We start from the raw sequence: 20375 nt of genomic DNA, 5'->3' as shown, positions 1-20375 counted from the left end.
CAATCTAATAATACTGTTTAGGCGATTGATGCCACTAATTAAGAAAATTCGGCGGAGAATGAAAAGGAAAAACAAGCTTTTAAGATTTCGACCAGCTTTTATCAGAAAATGACTAGCTAGTTTTATTCCATATTTAAAAATAGGTTGTATTTTTGCCCGATACCTAATAACTATTCGTCGAATATCTAATAAAAACAGTATGAAAAAACATTTTCTACTTCTTATTTTATCACTTTTATTCCTGCCGATTGCACAAGGCAAAGTAAAACTTCCTGCAATGATGGGAGATCACATGGTACTTCAACAGAACAGTTCCGTTAAGTTATGGGGTTGGGCAGACGGTAAGAAAGTAACTGTCACCACTTCGTGGAACAACCGGACCTATCAGGCATCTACGGATAAAGACGGGACTTGGCTGGTGAAAGTAGACACTCCCGAAGGGGGGTATACTCCTTATTCCATTACTATCAGTGACGGAACTCCGGTCACTCTCTCGGATATACTGATAGGAGAGGTATGGATCTGCTCCGGACAGTCGAATATGGAAATGCGTATGATGGGAAATACGGCACAACCCATTGACAACTCACTTGAAACGCTGCTGAATGCAGGTAACTACCGTGACCGTATCCGGTTTATCACCGTGCCAAGAATAAAAGATGTACAGCGAAGGGCGGACTTTAAAAAAGAAAAATGGAAAGTCTCCACTCCTGAAACAACTATTGATTGCAGTGCAACAGCTTATTTTTTTGCCAAACAAATTACCGAAACTCTAAATCTACCGGTAGGATTGGTAATCAATAGCTGGGGAGGTTCCCGAATTGAATCCTGGATGACCGAAGAAACACTGTCATCCATTCAAGGAATAGATATAGAGACAGCCAAAAGTTCTAAACTGGATGTACGTAATCGATTAGGGTGTCTGTATGATATCATGTTATGGCCTGTCAAAAATTATACAGCACGTGGATTTCTTTGGTATCAAGGAGAATCGAACATTTTCAATTATCAATTCTATGCTCCGATGATGACTGCTATGGTACAACTATGGAGAAATGTGTGGGAAGCGCCCGATATGCCTTTCTATTATGTGCAGATTGCTCCTTACAAATATGAAAACAGCCGGAATACAGGTGCCGCCTTGCTGCGTGAAGCACAAGTGGAAGCACTGAAAACAATCCCTAATTCGGGCATTGTACCCACTACGGATATCGGTGATGAATTCTGCATCCATCCGCCACAGAAGGATGTAGTAGGGCTTCGGTTGGCTACGCTTGCACTGACTAAGACATACGGTATCCGCCGGTTGCCATCCAACGGCCCGATGATGACCAAAGTGGACTATGCGGACAAAAAGGCCATAGTGACATTCGATAATGCACCTGCGGGGTTGTTCCCTACTTTCTCCGAACTGGAAGGATTTGAGATTGCGGGAGCGGACAAGAAGTTCTATCCGGCGAAAGCAAAGATTGTAGGACGTACCAACACAGTAGAAGTGTGGAGTGAAGAGGTAGCCCAGCCGGTTGCCGTGCGCTATGCTTTCCGTAATTATGTGGGAAATATCACGCTACGGAATACTTTCGGATTGAGTGCTTTCCCGTTCCGCACAGATACGTGGGATGATGTGAAATAAAGGCTTCTATAAAGAGGGTAATTACCCTGTTTACAGGAGCTATATATCCAATCTGTTGGGCATATATGCCCAGCGTGTTGGGTATATATATCCAACGTATTGGGCATATAGATCCACTACGCAGGATATATAGCTCCTGCAAACAGGGGATATAAAGAAAGGAAATTATGAAACGATCCATCTTATCTATATGTATACTGCTGGCATCGGTTTCTCTGGTCTTCGCCAATATCTACAAGAAATATGACGTTAGATCGGGGTTATCGGGCAACTGTGTCCGGAGCATCCTTCAGGATAGCATCGGCTATATGTGGTTTGCAACGCAGGACGGGCTGAATCGTTTCAACGGTATCGAGTTCACCAACTACGGACATTCGTCAGAAAACGGCGGAAACAGCTATATGAATATAGTAACGATTTGCCGCCATCAGGATAACAATCAGATTTGGGTGGCAAGTACGGAGAAGCTGTATTTATTCGATTCGTGGGAAGAGAAGTTCTCCGTATTCGATAAACAGACGGAAGACGGGGTGTCAGTCAACAGCGTCTTCGGAATGGCATACGACAATGACGGGCAGTTATGGATCGGAACAACCAACGGGCTGTTTGTCTACAACGAGAAAAAAGGTACGTTGAGGCAATATCTGCATTCTCTTTCCGATCCTCATTCATTGCCGGATAATCACGTATGGGTGATTTACAACGACTCGTTCGGGACTATCTGGATAGGTACCCGGAATGGGCTGGCGAAATACAACCAACGCACGGACAACTTCACAGGGTATATATCCGAGGACACTTCTTTCGGACGTCCTGCCTGCAACGAGATTATCTCTTTGATGGAAAGTTCGCAGGGAGTATTATGGGTGGGTACATGGTACGGGGGACTGGCACGGTTCAATAAGGAGACAGGGCAATTCCGCTATTACTTCGGAGAAGGGGACACGCTTACCATTCCGCGCATCCGCACCTTGTTTCAACGAACAGCCAACTCTTTCTATCTCGGCTCCGACGACGGACTTTATACATTCAACACCACGACAGGAGAATGTCTGCCTACCGACGACGAACAAAATAAAGAAAGTATCTATGCCTGTTATCAGGATAGGGAAGGGGGAATCTGGATCGGGACTTATTTCAGTGGAGTGAGTTACCTGTCTCCCAAGCATAAGGATATCGAGTGGTATTATCCCAATGGTACGGAAAATTCTCTTTCGGGAAATGTAATCAGCCAATTCTGCGAAGATCCCGACGGTAACATCTGGATTGCTACCGAAGACGGGGGGCTGAATCTCTTTGATCCCCGCACGAAAAAGTTCAAAAACCATCTGTTGAGAAGCAGTAACCCTAACATCGGTTATCACAATATCCATGCACTACTATACAATGAAGGAAAATTGTGGATTGGCAGTTTCTCACGGGGATTATATATCCTGGATACTCAAACGGGAAAAATGAAAAACTATCGCCATAACCGCGCAAACCCACATTCAATTCCTAACGACCATATCTACTCCATCTATCAAACGAAGGATGGCAGCATTTATCTGGGAACGCTTTCCGGATTCTGCCGGTATGACCCGGAAAGTGACTCTTTCCGAACATTGGAACCTTTAAGCCATATCTTTATCTACGATATGGTTGAAGACCAACATGGGGACATGTGGCTGGCAAGCAAAAGGGACGGCATTTGGCGTTACAACCGCCAAACCGGTAAATTGCACAACTATCGCAACGACCCGGCAAATCCTGATTCTCCTTGCAGCAACTGGGTAATCCGTGTGTATATTGATCATAAACAGCATCTATGGTTCTGTACCGAAGGCGGTGGTATCTGCCGTTATCACTATCAGGAGGACCGTTTTGAAAACTTCTCTACCAAAGAGAATCTGCCAAACAATATCATCTATGGCATACTGGACGACCAATCGGGTAACTATTGGCTTTCTTCCAATAGGGGACTGATCCGGTATGAGCCGCAAAACAAACGGGCACAACTCTATACCATCGAGGATGGATTGCAAAGCAACCAATTCAATTTCCGCTCTTCCCTGCAAGCCAGTGACGGGAAATTCTATTTCGGTGGGGTGAACGGGTTTAATTGTTTCTATCCGTTCAAGTTATCTATTAATAAGGTAAGACCTACGGCGTCTATTTCGGCGGTATATATGCACAGCCCCGACGACAAAGTAAGCCTTAGCAAGCGTATACCTGCTCTTAGCGGACAAGTAACGATTCCTTATCAGGTGGTATCGTTCGACATCGCATTCGAAAGTCTTAGTTATGTGGCTCCCAGCAAGAATTTATATGCCTACAAACTGGACGGTATTCACAAAGAATGGATATATACGGATAAACATAACGTATCTTTTCTCAACCTGCCTCCGGGTGAATATACTTTCCGTGTGAAAGCCAGTAACAACGATGAATATTGGAGCAATGACGACTGTTGCCTGCATATTGAAATTCTTCCTCCACCCTGGAAGACCATTTATGCCAAGATTTTCTATTTACTAATAGCGTGTGGCCTCGCATATTTCCTGATACAGCTTTATTTGCGTAAACAGCAGGCTGTGAAAGCAAGAAAGATGAAAGAGATGGAACAAATCAAGAATCAGGAATTGTTCCAGTCGAAAATTACATTCTTCACCCAAGTGGCACATGAAATCAAGACTCCGGTTAGTCTTATCAAAGCTCCGCTGGAAGCTATTTTGGAAACACATGAATGGAACAGTGAAGTGGAAAGCAACCTGTCTGTGATACAAAAGAATACCAACCGGCTGATGGAGCTTATCAAACAATTGCTCGACTTCCGAAAAGTGGACAAGGAAGGTTATACGCTTTCATTCAATGAAGTGGATATCAACCGGATGATAGAGGACATCATCGACCGTTTCCGTGCCATCTCCCTGACCGGAATCTCTTTCAGTGTCTCCCTGCCGAAAGAACATCTGCAATATAATGTAGACCAGGAGGCGCTGACTAAAATTGTCAGCAACCTGCTGACGAATGCCATGAAATATGCCCGCACCCGCATTATGGTGATTTTGGACGAACATCTGTCTGCAGAAGGGCGTACGCTCTTCTTGTGTGTACGCGACGACGGTCCGGGTATTCCGCAAGAGGAATGCAGCAAGGTTTTCGAACCGTTTTATCAAGTGGGAAACACAGGAAACAACGGTTCGGGAGTAGGAATCGGATTGAGTCTCGTCAAATTGTTGGTGGAAAAGCATAAAGGAAAGGTTTATATCAATCCCGGCTATACGGAAGGATGCGAAGTATGTGTGGAAATTCCGTATTTGGAGAAAAGCATCTCTGTCAGCCCCTCCATTACTTCCATGCCCAACAAGGTTCCCGCTCTGGAGGAAGAGAGCGAACCCGCCGGTTACTCTCTTCTGGTAGTGGAAGACACGACGGATATGCTGGAGTTTCTGGCTAAGAATCTGGGAAATACCTATACCATCCATACAGCCGCCAATGGCAAGGAAGCCTTGGAATGTCTGGAGACAACAACAGTAGATCTTATTATCAGCGACATCGTCATGCCTCACATGGACGGATTCGAATTATTAAAGTCCATCCGTTCCGACAATATGCTTTGTCATATCCCGTTTATCCTGCTTTCGGCACTCGACAGCATCGATTCAAAAATTGCGGGTCTTGACTATGGCGCGGACGCTTATATAGAAAAGCCTTTCTCGCTAAGCCACATGAAAGCCACCATCAATAATCTGCTGGAAAACCGGCGCATGCTGTTCAACCACTTTTCAACGGTGCCGAATATGTCATACGACCAGACATTAATGAACAAAACAGACGTGAAATGGCTGAACACGATCAATGAAATCATTATCCGCAATTTCACCAACGAAGAATTTACCATCGACAAGATGGCGGAAGAAATGGCCATCAGCCGTTCCAACTTACAGCGCAAATTGAAAGGGCTGACCGGAATGCCACCCAATGATTATATCCGGTTGATACGGCTCAAAACAGCCGGAGAACTGCTGCGTGAAGGAGAATACCGGATCAATGAGGTTTGTTTCATTGTAGGATTCAATAATCCTTCGTACTTTGCCCGTTGCTTTCAAAAGCAGTTCGGGATATTGCCGAAAGATTATGTGAAAGGTGGTGACATAACCCATTCCCAAAAGGGAACAACTTCAATATCCCCATAAGTTTCCTTCTGGTTGTAAGTAAGCAGTATCTTCTTTTTGAGCATCACATTTTCCAGTTCGAATCCGTACAGTTCACGTTTCAGGTTCATGTCATTCAGTTCATAGCAAACCTGAAAGCCATAAGCTTTCCCGTTTTTATACGCCAAAAAATCACATTCCGTCTTACTATTGTCGAATGAAATATTCATATACCCTTTATTTCTCAGCTCATTATAAACAAGATTCTCCAAGGCACTACCACTTTGCGGAGAATAACGAAAGACATTGGCTGAAACCAAGCCATTGTCAATGAAATAACACTTATGCTGGGAACGGGAAGTCTCTTTCAAAGAATAAGAAAAGTTACGTACATCGACGCAAATATAACTGTCACACAAAAAGTTGAGATAGGACGCAACTGTATTTTCATTGCTTTTCAGTGCCTTACCCACAGCCGGTATAGAAAAACGGCTCCCCATATTGATCAAACATTTTGCCATTCCATTGGGCATTCTGGCGTATCAGGGTCTTTTCCATACCAAAATCAGTTTTTTAATAACCTTCAATTCATGCAAATATAAGAACTTTATTTTGTTTACCTAACTATGTTTCGGTAAAATGAGTATTTACAGGAAACATAATTAGGTAAATAAGCCCTTTAATCTGGAAAGAGTGTTCTTTATAAAGAACGTTTTGCAGATAACACTTGGCGTAAATACCGGATCAATGAGGTTTGTTTCATTGTAGGATTCAATAATCCTTCGTACTTTGCCCGTTGCTTTCAGAAGCAGTTCGGGATATTGCCGAAAGATTATGTGAAGAAAGGAAACATTATCAGGGAAGTACACATTCTCAAGCATTCTCACTGCGATGAGAAAAAATACTCATTATAATGAGAAAAAACTCTCACTGCAATGAGAACTTTTTCTCATCGAAGTGAGAATATACCCTTGTCAGAATAGGCTGAAACAGCTCATGAAGCCAATAAAAGGGCGAGCAATAGAATAGGAAGTATAAAACTTCTGAATTCTATAGGTTCGCCCTCTTATATTAATTTTCTTACGTATTATCAAGAAGAAATATATCCCTGTTTAAATTATATTTTAATAAGAAGCTGTTGCCGGAATACCTTCCTTTTCCAATAAAGCCACAATACGGTCTAACTCTTCATGCGTAGCCTTTTGCAAATCGTGGTCGGGAGTCTCCCGGTCAATCGTATAAATCATCACTTGACGGGGAGCGATTTCTTTCACTGCTTCTATCCAGGGGAGCACATACTTGTCGGATGTATTATCCATGTCTTTTCCCTGATAACCTCCTTTCAGAAACATCGTCTGTACGATACAGTTTCCTTTGAACTCTTTCATTCTTTCGATGATCTTCTTAACAGAATATTTTCCGTTAGGACGATCCAACAGATGAATGTATTCTTCATCCACCGTATCCAGTTTCAGGATATTATTATCTATCTTGTTCAGTGCTTCGAATACGGCAGGACGGTCGATAAATGTAGAGTTACTCAATACGCTTACTTTTGCTTTTGGGAAATACTTGTCGCGAAGCGCAAGTGTATCTTCTATGATTTCCGGGAAATGGGGATGCGCAGTCGGTTCACCGTTTCCGGCAAATGTCAGTACATCGGGAGCAGGGCCGTTTGCCTGCATGTCTTTCAGTTTCTCTTCGAGAGCCGTGCGGACTTCTTCACGGGTAGGAAGAAGTTTCTTCGTACGATGTTCGGCATTGAAACCACACTCACAATAAATGCAGTCGAATGAACAAACCTTACCGTCGTCCGGCAATAAATTGATTCCCAAAGAAACGCCCAAACGGCGGGAATGAATAGGGCCGAAGATGGGTGAAGGAAAAATAATAGTCATCTTATTCTAATTATTTATTCATAAATCATAGCAAAGATAACCCAAAACTTATAGGTTATTCTATCTGTACGACCATTTTTTCATCATCCCAAACAAATTATTACTCTAACGCCACTCAAGAAACCACACGGAAATATTGATCCATTCTTCTCAAAAGCAGAATATACATATCACGTACTTCCCTTTGGGAATGTGTCGTGCTAAGCTCCTCCAGTCTATCGTGCAGACTATGCAATTCGTTCGTTAAACGTTTCTTTATACTATTATGTTCAGTAGCTTCCTGCATAATATCCAGCCACGCTTCCAAACATATCAGCTGAATATCCATCTGTTCATAACTAACGGCAGACTGCGGATCAAAACCATTAAACAATCCTTTATAAAGATCCCGGAAAAAATCAATATCGTCATACCCCTTCCGGTCACTCTGCAACGCCTGCAATCGAAGAGCTGAAATTGTCTTTACACTCAACAATTGTTTGAACAACTTCGCCAGTTCCGGATACAGAAGATTGTTTCTTGTTTCCAACAAATTCTCTTTTACATAGGTACATTCCATCTTTTTAACAGAATGAAATAAATAGTTGTCCAAATCAAGCATTGCCTGACGCTGCGCATCTGCCGGTTGAGAACTACCCACCACCTTTGCCATTTCCATCAGATAACTCCCATACAGACGAATAGCCTTTCTGTATATATCAGTGAGCGAACTCCCTTTATCGTATTTCTTCCCCTTATACACAATCTTGTCCAACCGACTCACTACAGTCTGTAAATCCGATATTTTGACCGTATAATCTTCTGGAAATGAAGAATCAGAATTCTCCTTCCCTGATGGTTGGAATAAACGAATGTGATCTGGTAAATTATGATCTATCCATTGGCGGAGCTTCTCCCGTTCATCATAACAATTTTGGTCTCCTTTGAAAGGATGATAACCAAAATAAATAGTCCGGCAATCATCATCTCCAACTTTTAAAGTCTTTCCACACGAACTTTTCGATAAACTTCTGCGCAAACCTAAAAGATATCCAATTTCTTCCGTTATTTCATTTTGCAACAATTCTTTTTCCACTTCTTTAGAATAACGGTCAGCCAGAATACGCGAATCCGAGGCACCGCAACTTAACAGATAGTCGTCTAATTTTCCTTTTAGGAATCCATGTCCGATATTCAGACGACATGAAAGTATTTCTCCGGTACGAGGATGACAGATAAAGTCACTTTTGATCCCCGGTATTCTTAAATCATAAGATATAAAAGCACGTTGTTCCGCCGGAATTATCTTTCGGTCTGCATACCTTACTTGTAAAGCATCATGAATACCTGCTTTATGGAAGGCGGTATTCCATGCTTCCACTCCTTCCTTTACTGCCTGGAAATATTCCTTCGGAAAAAGGGTATCTACATAGAAAGTAAGCGGTTGTGACATATCCCAACGAAGAATCAATGAATCTTCTACCATACAATAAGGATTTTGCGAGTAATCTTTGAAACTCAATGTCCGGTAGGGTATTCTGTAATCTGCCAGGCGGATCTGATCTTTTTTCAGAGGTAGCAAGCGTACTGCACAAGTGACTTCCAAAGGCATACTACCTTCAGGCAATAGAACGGCAGAACTGGACAGCATATATCTTTCTGCTTCAACTCCATGATAGCGCCTGACCGTAAACGACACACCTTCCTTAAAAGGATGTATTTTCATTATTTCCGACAGTTCCGGAACCAAGGAACGAATAAAACTATCATTATAGCTGAACCAGTCATCGCCAGTCATCAGATACTCTGTTATCCGAATAATAGCTCCCTGCTCTTTTGAATAGGCCACCACTGGATAACTTTTACCGGCAGGTTGCATATTTGACAACGAGAAAGATTGCTGATATGTGCTTTTTTCATCTAAAATACGCTCTGTATAAAACGGTTTTTGAAAGCAAATTGTAGCTTTATCCGGAGATATAATACGCACTACTCCCAGTCCGTCAACCGGACGATTCAACAAATCAAACCCTCGGTCTATCTGTCCACTGACTTCAATTTCCCGCCCGATATATTTTTCGGGTATTTCCAAATAGATTTCTTTTTCCGCTACATACACAGGAAACACACCGTCGATCTTATCCATCCCGGCAACAAAAAACTCGTCAAATGACTTGACGGAATCCTGTGCCTGAAGCAAAGCTGTGACACACAACAATATACCAATCACATATCTTCTTCTCTTCATGAATTTCTTTATTTACTTTTCATCATTAAAACAAAATACTATCTACAAGAAACATTGCCCGTTTTTTGGTAACCGGATCCGTAATCTTATGGCTATAATCAAGACTTTCCTCCTTTATTCTATTCAAAGCCTGCATAATGGAAACCAATAATCTCGACGAAGTTATCTTTTCTGATCTATCCAACAATTTAACAAGTTTACTCACATAAAGCAGCTGCACTTTATACTTGGCGTCACTTACAGGAATATTGTCAGCCCATTCGGCAAATAATTCTTTATGTATGCTTTCCAAAAACTCATCTACAGACAACATATCCTCACAAACATTCTCCGTTCTTTCCACTTCCCGGAGGGAACGAATCATTTCCGACATCAGCTCTTCATAAAAGCGATCGAACTCCCGACTACCGTTTATTTCTAATTTAGCGGTAAGTTTTTCATCAAACATCCACACAGGCGGTTGTAATATATAAGCCTGTATAAAGCTCATAACCTTCTTATTGTAATCGGCTTTTTCGGGTATGTAAATATTCTCATCATCCGGCTCAGCAAGACGCTTTCCACCCAAATGAGACAAAACGTGCTGTACCCACTGCATATAATGCTCCAATACCGCTTCATAACGCCCCTGTAATACACGCAAGGACATTTTATCCGTCACATTCCAGACATCCGGATGTTCACACAAATATTTCAGATTCTCTATTCCCTGTGTATTAACCATAACATGGTCATTACCTAAATCTTCCGCCTGAGCCCGTACATCCATTCTGCCCGAAAAATGTAATGAGGGATCTTTCTGTTTTTCCTGATTCCAAAGGGTCCTGTTCTTTTCTCTTTCAGAAGCATCTTTACCCGGAAATATACGGTAGCCCCATTCAATAGCCCACTTATCATATTCGCCGACACGTACCCGCCTGTTTCTCAAATCAACTTTATCTTGAGGACGCAAAGCATAATTACACCGCACATAATCCATAATGGAACTACCAATACTATATTGACTTAAAAAGTCATTATCACGTAATTGATCGATGGAGTAATGAGAACTACCCAGAAAGTTATGTTCCAATCCTAATGTATGACCCACTTCATGTGTCAGCACTTGTTTTATCTGTTCGTATTGCAAAGAGTCCGGCAGCTCTATATTCCATGCCTGCGGATCATTCGCTCCACATTGAGCAAAATACCATTTCTGTTCCAAATTCAAGACACTGCAAAAAATACCGATGTGGCAAGCTATAATCTCACCGGACCGGGGTTCGCATGGAGTCGGTCCATAAGCGTTATTTTGTCCTGATATCTTCCATGAGATGAACGGATAAGTACTGTCATAAATACTAAAATCAGAATCTTCCTCAACGGTAGGAGCCAGCCGCGCATCAATGGCGTTCTTAAATCCAGCTTTCTCGAAAGCCGGACGCCAGTCACGCACCGCTTCAATGATACAGTCGATGTACTTTTCCGGTGTATTACGATCTATATAAAAAATAATAGGTTGTATGGGTTCTACCAGTTCCCCCCTCATGTATCTTTCTTCATCTTCCGCCCTTATTTCCAGCCGCCATCGTTTGACAACAGATTTCCGAATAGCAGGCTGATTCCCTTGAAAACACTCCTTGCTGATAGAAAAATAAGCTCCGGTATTTGCAGCAACTGCCTCCAACGGTCTTTTTGACAGTAATTTTATGCAGATACCTGTATCCCAGTCTCCAATATAAGGAGGTGCAACAGGCTTACCTGGTATTTTCATTGACGAACTTCGATAAGCTCGTGATGCGTGTATCAACAAGCGGTTGTCATATCCTTTAATTTCCTTGATATAATCTTTCTCTCTTAAACGCGTACCTATCAATAAATCAAAAGATACAATATCAAGAGTAAACAAAGGAAAATCTTTTAATACTTCACCAATCTCTATCAGGCTGCTTCCCTGATTCCTAGCTTTAATCGGTAATATTTTATAAAGCCTTTCATTCCCACGTTGGGCGGCGATTTTTGCATACGTTCCTTCAGGATTTTCTATCACCCTCTCATATTGTGGATCCATCATCCACAACTCGTCACCCTGTTTACGGAAACTGAAAAATACCGGACCTATCATGTCACCCGCATATCCGAATTTCTTTTCCATATCCCGGTCCGGACGGGCAGGAGCTGTCAGGATAGTTGTCGTTACGGCAAACTCACGTCCAATCAATGAATCCGGGATTTCCCAATAGATATGTTTATCACTTCGGTAGGTAGTAAACATACCGGGAATAACTTCCACTGGTGCTTCTTCTTTAATAAAAGTTGTAATACTTTGCTGTTGCCCGTACAGACAAGTACAGACAACAGCAAGAAATACTGCACCGATAATTCCTTTTAGCATAAAGACCGGTTTATACTATTCATAATTATAGCTAATATCAACAATCTTCCCAATAGGCTGATCGGGATCTTCGTAAACACAAATGCTGTTTTCTTCACGAGCTACATCGCCCGCCACTGTCAATTGCAATTCGACAACTACACCTTTGTCAGCAGTATTGATACCCAACCCGAGAGACATACCTAGTTTCTCCTTATATTCGCCTATTTCCTCATCGTCATCTTCCTCTCTCACACTTTCAGGGTCCTTAAATTTAAAACTAACTATCTGTGCTGACGGATCAGTTTCATAAGTATAAAGTTCAATTGCCCTTCCGCGACCAAGATCAATGCGATATAATTTATTACCCGATGTCATAAATATAAGGTTTGCCGTATACGCGTAAGAAGCTGCAAATTTTGCTGTTTCTACATTTACTTCGGACGGTAAAGCAATCGTATACCGGGCAGCACAAATCGGATCTTCATCTTGCGCACTGAATTTAAACACAGTCAGCTCTTTTCCGTTATGGGGAGCAGCAATTGCATAAGCAAAATTTCCCCCGTTTCCTCCCGTAACAATGTCATGCACTTCTAAAGACGGATCAATCTTATTTGGATCAAAGACATTTGATTCATCAGACGACATTAAATATGTCCTGACAGGTTTCTGATCAGTCCATTTAGTTCCATAATTACGTATATCTTGAGTAGCCGAATTCGGTACCATATAATCGCTAAAACCCAGAATAGAGGAAGCAAGAAAACGATGATTTTCAGAATCAAAAAACAAATAGCCTCCTCCATACGAACCATAAGCGGAAATGGCGGGAAACTCACTTTCCTTTTTTACTGAGAATGGTACACAAAATCCATCCATAGGAGCACAATATGCTTTTCCACTATTCACAAACAATTCACCATGAGTACTCATCTTATAGAGCTCGATATTCAACGGTTCCCCTTTTCCAGTCGGTTCAAAAAGTATTTTATTCGATGGATATCTCGTTATTAAAGTACTTGGAGTCAACAAGGCCAAGTCCCGATCGGTTACCACCATTAACGCCGGACTTACTTTAAAACCAAAAAAACCCAGCATACTACTTAAAAACGAATCTCCATAGTTTTTTCTTGCACTTACCGCCAAAGGTTTTCCTTCTAACGGAAATGACTGATTCAATTCTGATTTAAAAACATCCGGATAAACATAATATCCTTCCGGAGTACCCTCTATCGCTCCTAATACTCCCTTTCCTTCTTTTTCCTGCAATACAAACCAGCAAGGATTTAAAGGACGAATAATTGCAACTTCACCTATCTGATACCAGGTTGTTCCATTCTTTTTATCCGTAATGACCAACATCAAACCTATATTTTCGGATTCATAAGGCTCGACTGTTACTTTACATTCTTTGCCTACGGAATAATCTTTATAATCACTAAGTCTGTCCGACCCCGCTTTCTTTCCTTCGATTGTTTTCTTCCATTGAAATACAAGGTTTTTCTCATTTTGCTCCAAAGTCTGAGAAATCTCGGGTATAATTGAAACTTCGACTGCTTCCTCTTTAGGCATACGTACCTTCGTTTCAGGTATTACGATATCCATCGTATTTACATCATGATAATCGTAATCTCCCTTGTCATCGTAACAGCCTGTTTGCAATAAAGCCGCTCCGATAAAACTTACTATACAGATGATATATTTCCTCATAACGTTTCTTTTTAATCTTATTCATATTCTATTTCATCACCCTCTTCACCTAAAATCGGTGGATTTCCCTCCTCCTTATATTCTCTATAAGCTTGCTTGATTACATCAATATCTTCATCTTCCAAATCATCCCATACACGTTGACATACATCCATAATAAACATATATTTAGCATCGCTATAACTGCCAAATCCCACATAATCACTCCATTCGGTCGGTTTCAACTCCCATCTGACATTTAAAACGATTTGATTCTTTTCTACCAGACCTTTATCAAACTGATGAAGAGGGTTATTCAAATCAAACTCCAGATAACAACCATAAACATTTCTACCTGCCTCTACTTTCGGACGATTTATTTTATAATAGAATATCTGGCAAACTGTATCAAGGTCAGTATATGTATACTTGCTTTCCAATAATACATCCACTGAATTCTGATAATCATTATTCGGAGTTACTTTCACACAGAAATCACGATTCTCTTTCAAAAAATCTCCTTGTATTCTTACCTCGAAACTGTCTACAGCATAAGGTTCTTTCTTCACATAATCCGTATCAACCAAAGTACGGACATGCGTAGTGCTACCATAGAAATTGATACGAGGTGTCTGGTCATATAAGTCTATCTCGTTTTCACTGCATCCTACATAAATGCCGCAAACAAGAATAGCTAAAACAAAATATATAATACGTTTCATAATGCTTCATCATTTAGAGTTGTTTCCAAAAATATACTCGTCATCCGGCAACGTCATCTGATAATGGGCTTCAGTCATCGTTTCAATCCCACAACCATAATAAGTGCTATAATTATGCGCTTTCAAGAAATAGAAAAGTTGACCTTCCGCGAAATATTCTTTTCTATATTCTTTCATTATCTCATTAATACGTTTAGTCTGGTTTTTGTCTTCTTCCGAAGTATTATCAAGGTCATCATATCCGGTAGTCGGTATTTCATCACTATAAGAGATACCACGTGCAAAACGTACGGTATTTAACGCGTCAGCACTTTCCGATGCAGAAGGAACACATTCTGCTACAATATAATACATTTCGGGTAAGCGTATCAAAGGGATAGCGTCAGCACCGGAATAAGCATATCCGCCATTCAAAGGTTTCTGATTATATTTTCTACAAAAAACATCTGTCCGACTTGCCCCATTAATAACCTCAAACATTTCCGTATTTTTTCTCCAGTCAGTATTCCCTGCATCGGCAGTTTCATAGAAGAATTTAAATTTATCTCCATCCAGATAGAAATGTTGCTGAGTATTGGTATTCTCCATATCCATATAATTTCCAATAAGCAAATTGGAGAATTCATTGACTGTTATTCCAAAGATTTGCTCTGCGTAGCGTATGGAATTGTAATTGGAAGCAGTCTGCGATTTATACAATGTAAAATACTTAGAGGCAGCAATCACTTGTTTAGCGTACTCTGTGGCCAATCCTTTACTTTCCGCATCACCTTTGTAACAATATACACGAGCCAGCATAGCTTTAACCGCATATAGATTCATACGAAACTCACGATTGACAAGAAAATGATTTTTATCTATAAAATCTTCATCCGTCTGATCGGTAAAGAAATCAAGAGGATCACTCTCTTTCAGTAATTTTTCAGCGTCATTCAAATCTTTGAGAATAGCGTCAACCACTTCGCTGGCTGGTAAAACAGGAGTGGCATCCTTATCAAAAGCAATACGGTAGGGTATAGCTTTGGATGCAGGATGTTCTTTATAAACAGGACCGAACATACGCAACAAATCAAAGTGAAGAAAAGCGCGAAGCCCGAGTGCCTCTCCCTTCATAGTTTCATAATAGCGTTCGGTAACTAAAACATCTTTATTTTTGTCTACGTACTCCAAGAAGTTATTAATATTGGCTATGATGTTATACATCGTTGAGTAAATCCCATTCTTCTTACTCAAAAACATGTTCTCATAATCGAACACGATACTTTGGTCGAAAACAGCATTTGTATTATACCCCGGATAATCGGAATATAATCCTGCCAACTCATCCAAATAAGCATAAGTCAAGTCTCCGGCATATAATGTCGTGGTTCCCAACTTCAAATAAATACCTGTAAGCGCATCCTTAAATCCTGATTCCGACTCAAATTGCTTGTCGGTAGGAATAGAAGTCTTCGGAGATACATCCAACCAGTCGCTGCAAGACATAAGTCCCAGCATTGTTGTTGTTAATAGTATATATATTATCTGTTTCATACAAATAGGTTTTTAATTAGAAAGCAACATTCAGAGCAAATGTAAACTGACGGGAATACGGATAGTACAAACCTCTTTCGCGTTTCACTGTAGACCAATAGAAAAAGTCTTCCATATTAAACGTCACTTTAGCGGAACTCAATCCCCAATGACTAATAAATTTTGTATTAGTACGATCCATACGATAGTAAACAGACAACGAACTTCCCTGGAATATATTTTCATCCATTATAAACCGGGAAGTGGCTTTCGTTTCCAAACCGTTAGGATTAAGAATACGGAACTGTGCCTTATCACCCGGTTTCGCCCAACGTAGCTGAGTTACCCGTCGATCTACATTATATTTCAAATTAGCATTTTCCACCTTGTCAAGCAAGGTCTGATTATATACCTGACCGCCAAACTGATACCTGAAGCTGACATCTGCTCCCCAACCTCTGTATGTAAAGGAAGAATTAATATATCCTTGCCATTTAGGTTCTGTATTACCAATAGGTACTACATCATTCGCACTCCAGTTAACGGCACTCGTCATCTCCCCGTTACGTTTCAATAATATTTCATCTCCGGAAGCCGGATCAATACCTAATGAACGTACTACCCAGATACGGGAAAGAGATTCACCTTCTTCATAACGTGGCAACGGCGTATCTTTTAAATCTGATGCACTTTTATCATTTCTGTATTTCATCGCTTCCGATATTTTCAATAGTTTGTCAGTATTATGAGAACCGTTTACTGTAATTGTCCAATAAGCTTGTTTAGCAGTGTTTTTATAAGGAATAGCCGAGAGAGAAATTTCCCAACCCTTATTCTCTATCTTTCCCAGATTTTCCGGATAACTGCTGAAACCAAGAGAAGGAGCAAGACTTATATTGGCAACCATATTATCTGTTATTTTCCGATAATATTCCACACGTGCAGTAAAACGCTGATCGAAAAACCCGAGTTCCAAGGCAAGATTAGTACTTTTTGTAGTCTGCCATTTTAAACTTTCATTATGCATAGCCAAGATTTCCGAACCTGTTGCATCCGACGAGTAATAAGGAAGCAGTAAATTGGAATATGTATAATAACCATGTGCCTGATAAGGATCAAAACCTTGGGAACCGGTCGTACCGTATGTACCCCTCAAAATGAAATCGGAAATAAAAGATACATCTTTCAAAAAGTTCTCTTTTTTCAAATCCCAACGTAATCCGGTTGACCAGAAAGGAGCCCAACGGTTATTTTTTCCAAACTGTGATGAACCGTCCAAGCGTATATTAAAGTCGAACGAATACTTATATTTATAAGAATAGCCTCCAGCAGCTACCCAACCAATGGAGCGCGTTGTCCTCTCATCTCCTGTCACCTTCTCATTATATTTCTTACCAAACAACAAGTTATCCATATTATCATTCGGGAAACCAGTCACATAGTTTCCATAAGTCTCCGAATTATTCTCCAATACACTCATACGTGCATTAGCAGTCAGATAATGGTCTTTCAATTGCTTGTTCCAGCTTCCTGTCAAATCGATTCCCCAACTGACAGCTTCACTCTGGCTTCTGCGGTAATCACCTCTTAAGGTAGGATCGGTCACATTATCAAAAAGCGTATGTTGTGCAGGACGGAAAATATCACGATGTCCTACACTTTTGGACAAATTAAAAGCTCCTTCAAACCGTAATTCATTAGTAGGATTATATTCTACCCTGAAAAGTTCACGTACTGTGAAGTTCTTACTCTGATCTTTGCTGTTGAATGTCGTATTGTACATCGGATTCAGGTAGCTCGACTCACCACCCACTCCTTCAAAATTATCAAGCCGTTTTTGTATTTCTCCGTTCTCTCCATACGGACGCAGATAAGGATTCAAGCGGGTATATTCACTAAAACTTCCCCACGGAGACTCATTAGCCACCGAATTATCCAACGTAATGCTATTCTTTAACAACACCTTTTTCAGACGATACTGAAAATCAAGTGAACCGGTCAGTACATCACGTTTGCTGTCTTTCATCACACCCGGAGAACTATTATATCCGACATACATCCGATAGCGTAAGGCTTCATCACCACCTTCCAGCGTAACTGTATGTCGTTGTTGGAAAGCTGTTTGCAAAGGCTTGTCCAGCCAATAAGTATTTACTCCTGCCAGCACTTCACGCAATTTAGATTGATAGAGCTGCCATTTTTCAACTGTTTCGCCGCCGTATGTATAAAGTCCGCTTTGCAACTCTGCATCTATCTTCTCTCTTGCATTCATCAAGTTATACCCGGTCATATCCGGAGCTTCAATACGAAGTTCCCCACCATAAGTCACCCAAATCCGTCCCGGTTTGGGAGTCTTGCTTTCGATAACAATTACTCCATTTGCCGCACGCGAACCATAAATAGCCGTAGCTGCCGCATCTTTCAACACAACGATGGAAGCAACACGGTCGGGATCCATATCAGCAAGTGTCTGTATACTGATTTCAAATCCGTCCATGATAAGCAGCGGTTGATTGGCATAGGTCTCATATTCGCCCTGAACTGCCAGCACATCATTACTGGCAGAATTTAAATCTACCGTAGCCTGTGCATTCAAATCCATATTTGCACCGCCACGCATACGCATATCAGGCAGATTATTCGGATTAGACCCCATATTGATATTATCCATGATACGAAGCCCGGGAGCGACAGCAGCTATCGCTTTAGCCACATTATTCGTACTATACTTTTTCAGTTCTTCACCCTTGATAGTAACAGCAGAACCAGTGAATCCCTCTTTCTTTCTATTAAACATACCTGTCACCACCACTTCATCGAGTGCTTTTGTATCAGACTTCATCACTACCGACATATAGGATGAAGGATTCAAGAACTGAGTCTCCAAACCTACATACGATATTCTAACCCGACTATCTTTCGAAACATTAGAAAGCTGAAAATTACCATTATTGTCCGTGATAGCCCTAATATTATTGGCATCTTCTACGATAATAGTGGCACCGATAACAGGAAGTCCGTCTTCCTCGGAAAAAACTTTTCCTTTTACTTGTGAAAAAAACTTTTTAGAATCCTCTTTTGTGATATTGATGAATTGTCCGTCAATGTGGTATTTCAACGGATTTTTCCCGATAATCACTTTCAATGCTTCATCGACTGTAGCTTTTTCTACTTTTCCGGTAGAAGTATAAGAACTGATTTCATCGTAGATAAAAAGAACTTTATATCCCGATACTTTTTCAAAACGTTTAAAAATAGAGGGTAATCCTTCATTTTTAAACTCCATTGTTATTTGCTTTTCCTTACCTGTTTGCGCTTCAACACGCCATGAATAGGCAAAAAGGAAAAACAAGAACAAGACAATGAACTTTTGTGCTTGATTCTTTTTCATAAGCCCGAATAGTTAAATAATATTTCATTCTTTTAATTATATACGAAGTTTAAAAAAGAATGGTTACCCTTAAAAGAATTTATTTTTCAGAAATATATATTTCTATTCAGATTTATATCTTTTTGCTTGCTTTTTATTCGATAATTAGTTTTCCTGCTTCAAAATAAGCATGTATTCTCTCCATTCGATTCAATAATTCAATCAAGTGAAAGATGTCTTGATGACGATTTGCAAAGAAATGCATACGAAGATCCATAATTTTGCTGTTGCGGAACTCAATATCTATATTATACCAACGCCCTATTTCTTTCATCATGTCAACCAGAGCAACATCGTCAAAATAGAAAAATCCTTCCTTCCAATATAAAAATGATTCAATATCCACCTCTTTCACAGCAAATGTTCCGTTAGAAGAAAGTTGTGCACTTTGTCCCGGCATCATTTCAACACTATGAACTCCACAAGTATCGCTAACAGCCACTTTTCCTGTAATGAGCGTAACACGAACGTCAGTAGGAGAGTAGCTACGCACATTAAATTCCGTTCCTAATACGCGAACCTGTATATTTCCAGTTTTTACAATAAAAGGATGTTCTGCATCTTTAGTAACTTTAAAACCTTAATTCCGCAACACTATTATAAAATATTTTTTTTAAGTACCTGAGCAACAAAAAGTTGCTCAGGATTTTGCCATGTCAGAGGATTCACTTAACTTAGTGTTGCAAAAAAATAATCAAACAAAACCTCATCAGGCATGGCAAAAATGCAAATAAAATCCGAGAAGCTCACTCCTTTTGGAGGAATATTTTCAATC

General features: G+C 40.6%; 10 protein-coding genes and 2 pseudogenes. 3 read left to right on the top strand and 9 right to left on the bottom strand.

Annotation, left to right across the window (positions count from 1 at the left end):
• Window positions 1-199: 199 nt before the first annotated feature.
• Window positions 200-1633 (top strand): sialate O-acetylesterase, encoded by a 1434-nt coding sequence (locus HMPREF9009_RS03455; RefSeq protein ID WP_049701441.1) that lies wholly within the window; start codon window positions 200-202, stop codon window positions 1631-1633.
• 167 nt (window positions 1634-1800) lie between these two features.
• Entirely contained in the window at window positions 1801-5811 is a 4011-nt protein-coding gene (locus HMPREF9009_RS03450; protein WP_049701440.1) for a hybrid sensor histidine kinase/response regulator transcription factor, read from the top strand.
• On the opposite strand, the gene HMPREF9009_RS03445 is transcribed toward HMPREF9009_RS03450, so the two are convergent.
• Entirely contained in the window at window positions 5751-6290 is a 540-nt protein-coding gene (locus HMPREF9009_RS03445) for a DUF4143 domain-containing protein (protein ID WP_225450558.1), read from the bottom strand. The genes HMPREF9009_RS03450 and HMPREF9009_RS03445 overlap by 61 nt on opposite strands.
• A 213-nt stretch (window positions 6291-6503) precedes the next feature.
• Here HMPREF9009_RS03445 and HMPREF9009_RS26360 point away from each other — a divergent pair.
• Window positions 6504-6683 (top strand): annotated as a pseudogene (locus HMPREF9009_RS26360) (helix-turn-helix domain-containing protein); the annotation flags it as partial.
• Window positions 6684-6893: 210 nt separating this feature from the next.
• On the opposite strand, the gene HMPREF9009_RS03440 reads toward HMPREF9009_RS26360, so the two are convergent.
• The 8 genes and pseudogenes from HMPREF9009_RS03440 to HMPREF9009_RS03405 form a co-directional block, all read right to left on the bottom strand.
• Window positions 6894-7667, bottom strand: coding sequence for a radical SAM protein (locus tag HMPREF9009_RS03440; RefSeq protein WP_004298756.1), 774 nt, complete (start codon window positions 7665-7667; stop codon window positions 6894-6896).
• Between the two features lie 115 nt (window positions 7668-7782).
• Window positions 7783-9894 carry a DUF5117 and DUF5118 domain-containing protein gene (locus tag HMPREF9009_RS03435; protein ID WP_049701439.1) on the bottom strand — a complete coding sequence of 704 codons (2112 nt, stop codon included), beginning with the start codon at window positions 9892-9894 and terminating at the stop codon, window positions 7783-7785.
• A gap of 25 nt (window positions 9895-9919) precedes the next feature.
• Window positions 9920-12268, bottom strand: coding sequence for a zinc-dependent metalloprotease (locus HMPREF9009_RS03430; protein ID WP_049701438.1), 2349 nt, complete (start codon window positions 12266-12268; stop codon window positions 9920-9922).
• A 15-nt stretch (window positions 12269-12283) separates the two neighbouring features.
• Window positions 12284-13957, bottom strand: coding sequence for a PKD-like family lipoprotein (locus tag HMPREF9009_RS03425; protein ID WP_004316105.1), 1674 nt, complete (start codon window positions 13955-13957; stop codon window positions 12284-12286).
• Between the two features lie 17 nt (window positions 13958-13974).
• A complete protein-coding gene (locus HMPREF9009_RS03420) occupies window positions 13975-14658 on the bottom strand; it encodes a DUF4843 domain-containing protein (RefSeq protein WP_004316104.1) in 684 nt (227 codons plus the stop codon).
• A gap of 9 nt (window positions 14659-14667) precedes the next feature.
• Window positions 14668-16191, bottom strand: a complete 1524-nt coding sequence (locus tag HMPREF9009_RS03415) for a RagB/SusD family nutrient uptake outer membrane protein (protein WP_004316103.1) — start codon at window positions 16189-16191, stop codon at window positions 14668-14670.
• Window positions 16192-16207: 16 nt separating this feature from the next.
• Complete coding sequence (locus HMPREF9009_RS03410; protein WP_049701437.1) at window positions 16208-19561, bottom strand: SusC/RagA family TonB-linked outer membrane protein; 3354 nt, start codon at window positions 19559-19561, stop codon at window positions 16208-16210.
• A 133-nt stretch (window positions 19562-19694) separates the two neighbouring features.
• Window positions 19695-20177, bottom strand: a pseudogene (locus HMPREF9009_RS03405) (FecR family protein); the annotation flags it as partial.
• Window positions 20178-20375: the final 198 nt, after the last annotated feature.

This window comes from Bacteroides sp. 3_1_13 (assembly GCF_001185845.1).
In the GTDB taxonomy this organism is placed as follows: domain Bacteria; phylum Bacteroidota; class Bacteroidia; order Bacteroidales; family Bacteroidaceae; genus Bacteroides; species Bacteroides xylanisolvens.
The sequence above is the reverse complement of the archived record's forward strand: the minus strand, read 5'-3'. Positions and strand labels throughout refer to the sequence as shown.

Excerpts from the sequence above, each read along its gene's own strand:
- HMPREF9009_RS03455 (WP_049701441.1), top strand. The coding sequence starts at position 200 with ATGAAAAAACATTTTCTACTTCTTATTTTATCACTTTTATTCCTGCCG.
- HMPREF9009_RS03450 (WP_049701440.1), top strand. The coding sequence starts at position 1,801 with ATGAAACGATCCATCTTATCTATATGTATACTGCTGGCATCGGTTTCT.
- HMPREF9009_RS03445 (WP_225450558.1), bottom strand. The coding sequence starts at position 6,290 with ATGGCAAAATGTTTGATCAATATGGGGAGCCGTTTTTCTATACCGGCT.
- HMPREF9009_RS03440 (WP_004298756.1), bottom strand. The coding sequence starts at position 7,667 with ATGACTATTATTTTTCCTTCACCCATCTTCGGCCCTATTCATTCCCGC.
- HMPREF9009_RS03435 (WP_049701439.1), bottom strand. The coding sequence starts at position 9,894 with ATGAAGAGAAGAAGATATGTGATTGGTATATTGTTGTGTGTCACAGCT.
- HMPREF9009_RS03430 (WP_049701438.1), bottom strand. The coding sequence starts at position 12,268 with ATGCTAAAAGGAATTATCGGTGCAGTATTTCTTGCTGTTGTCTGTACT.
- HMPREF9009_RS03425 (WP_004316105.1), bottom strand. The coding sequence starts at position 13,957 with ATGAGGAAATATATCATCTGTATAGTAAGTTTTATCGGAGCGGCTTTA.
- HMPREF9009_RS03420 (WP_004316104.1), bottom strand. The coding sequence starts at position 14,658 with ATGAAACGTATTATATATTTTGTTTTAGCTATTCTTGTTTGCGGCATT.
- HMPREF9009_RS03415 (WP_004316103.1), bottom strand. The coding sequence starts at position 16,191 with ATGAAACAGATAATATATATACTATTAACAACAACAATGCTGGGACTT.
- HMPREF9009_RS03410 (WP_049701437.1), bottom strand. The coding sequence starts at position 19,561 with ATGAAAAAGAATCAAGCACAAAAGTTCATTGTCTTGTTCTTGTTTTTC.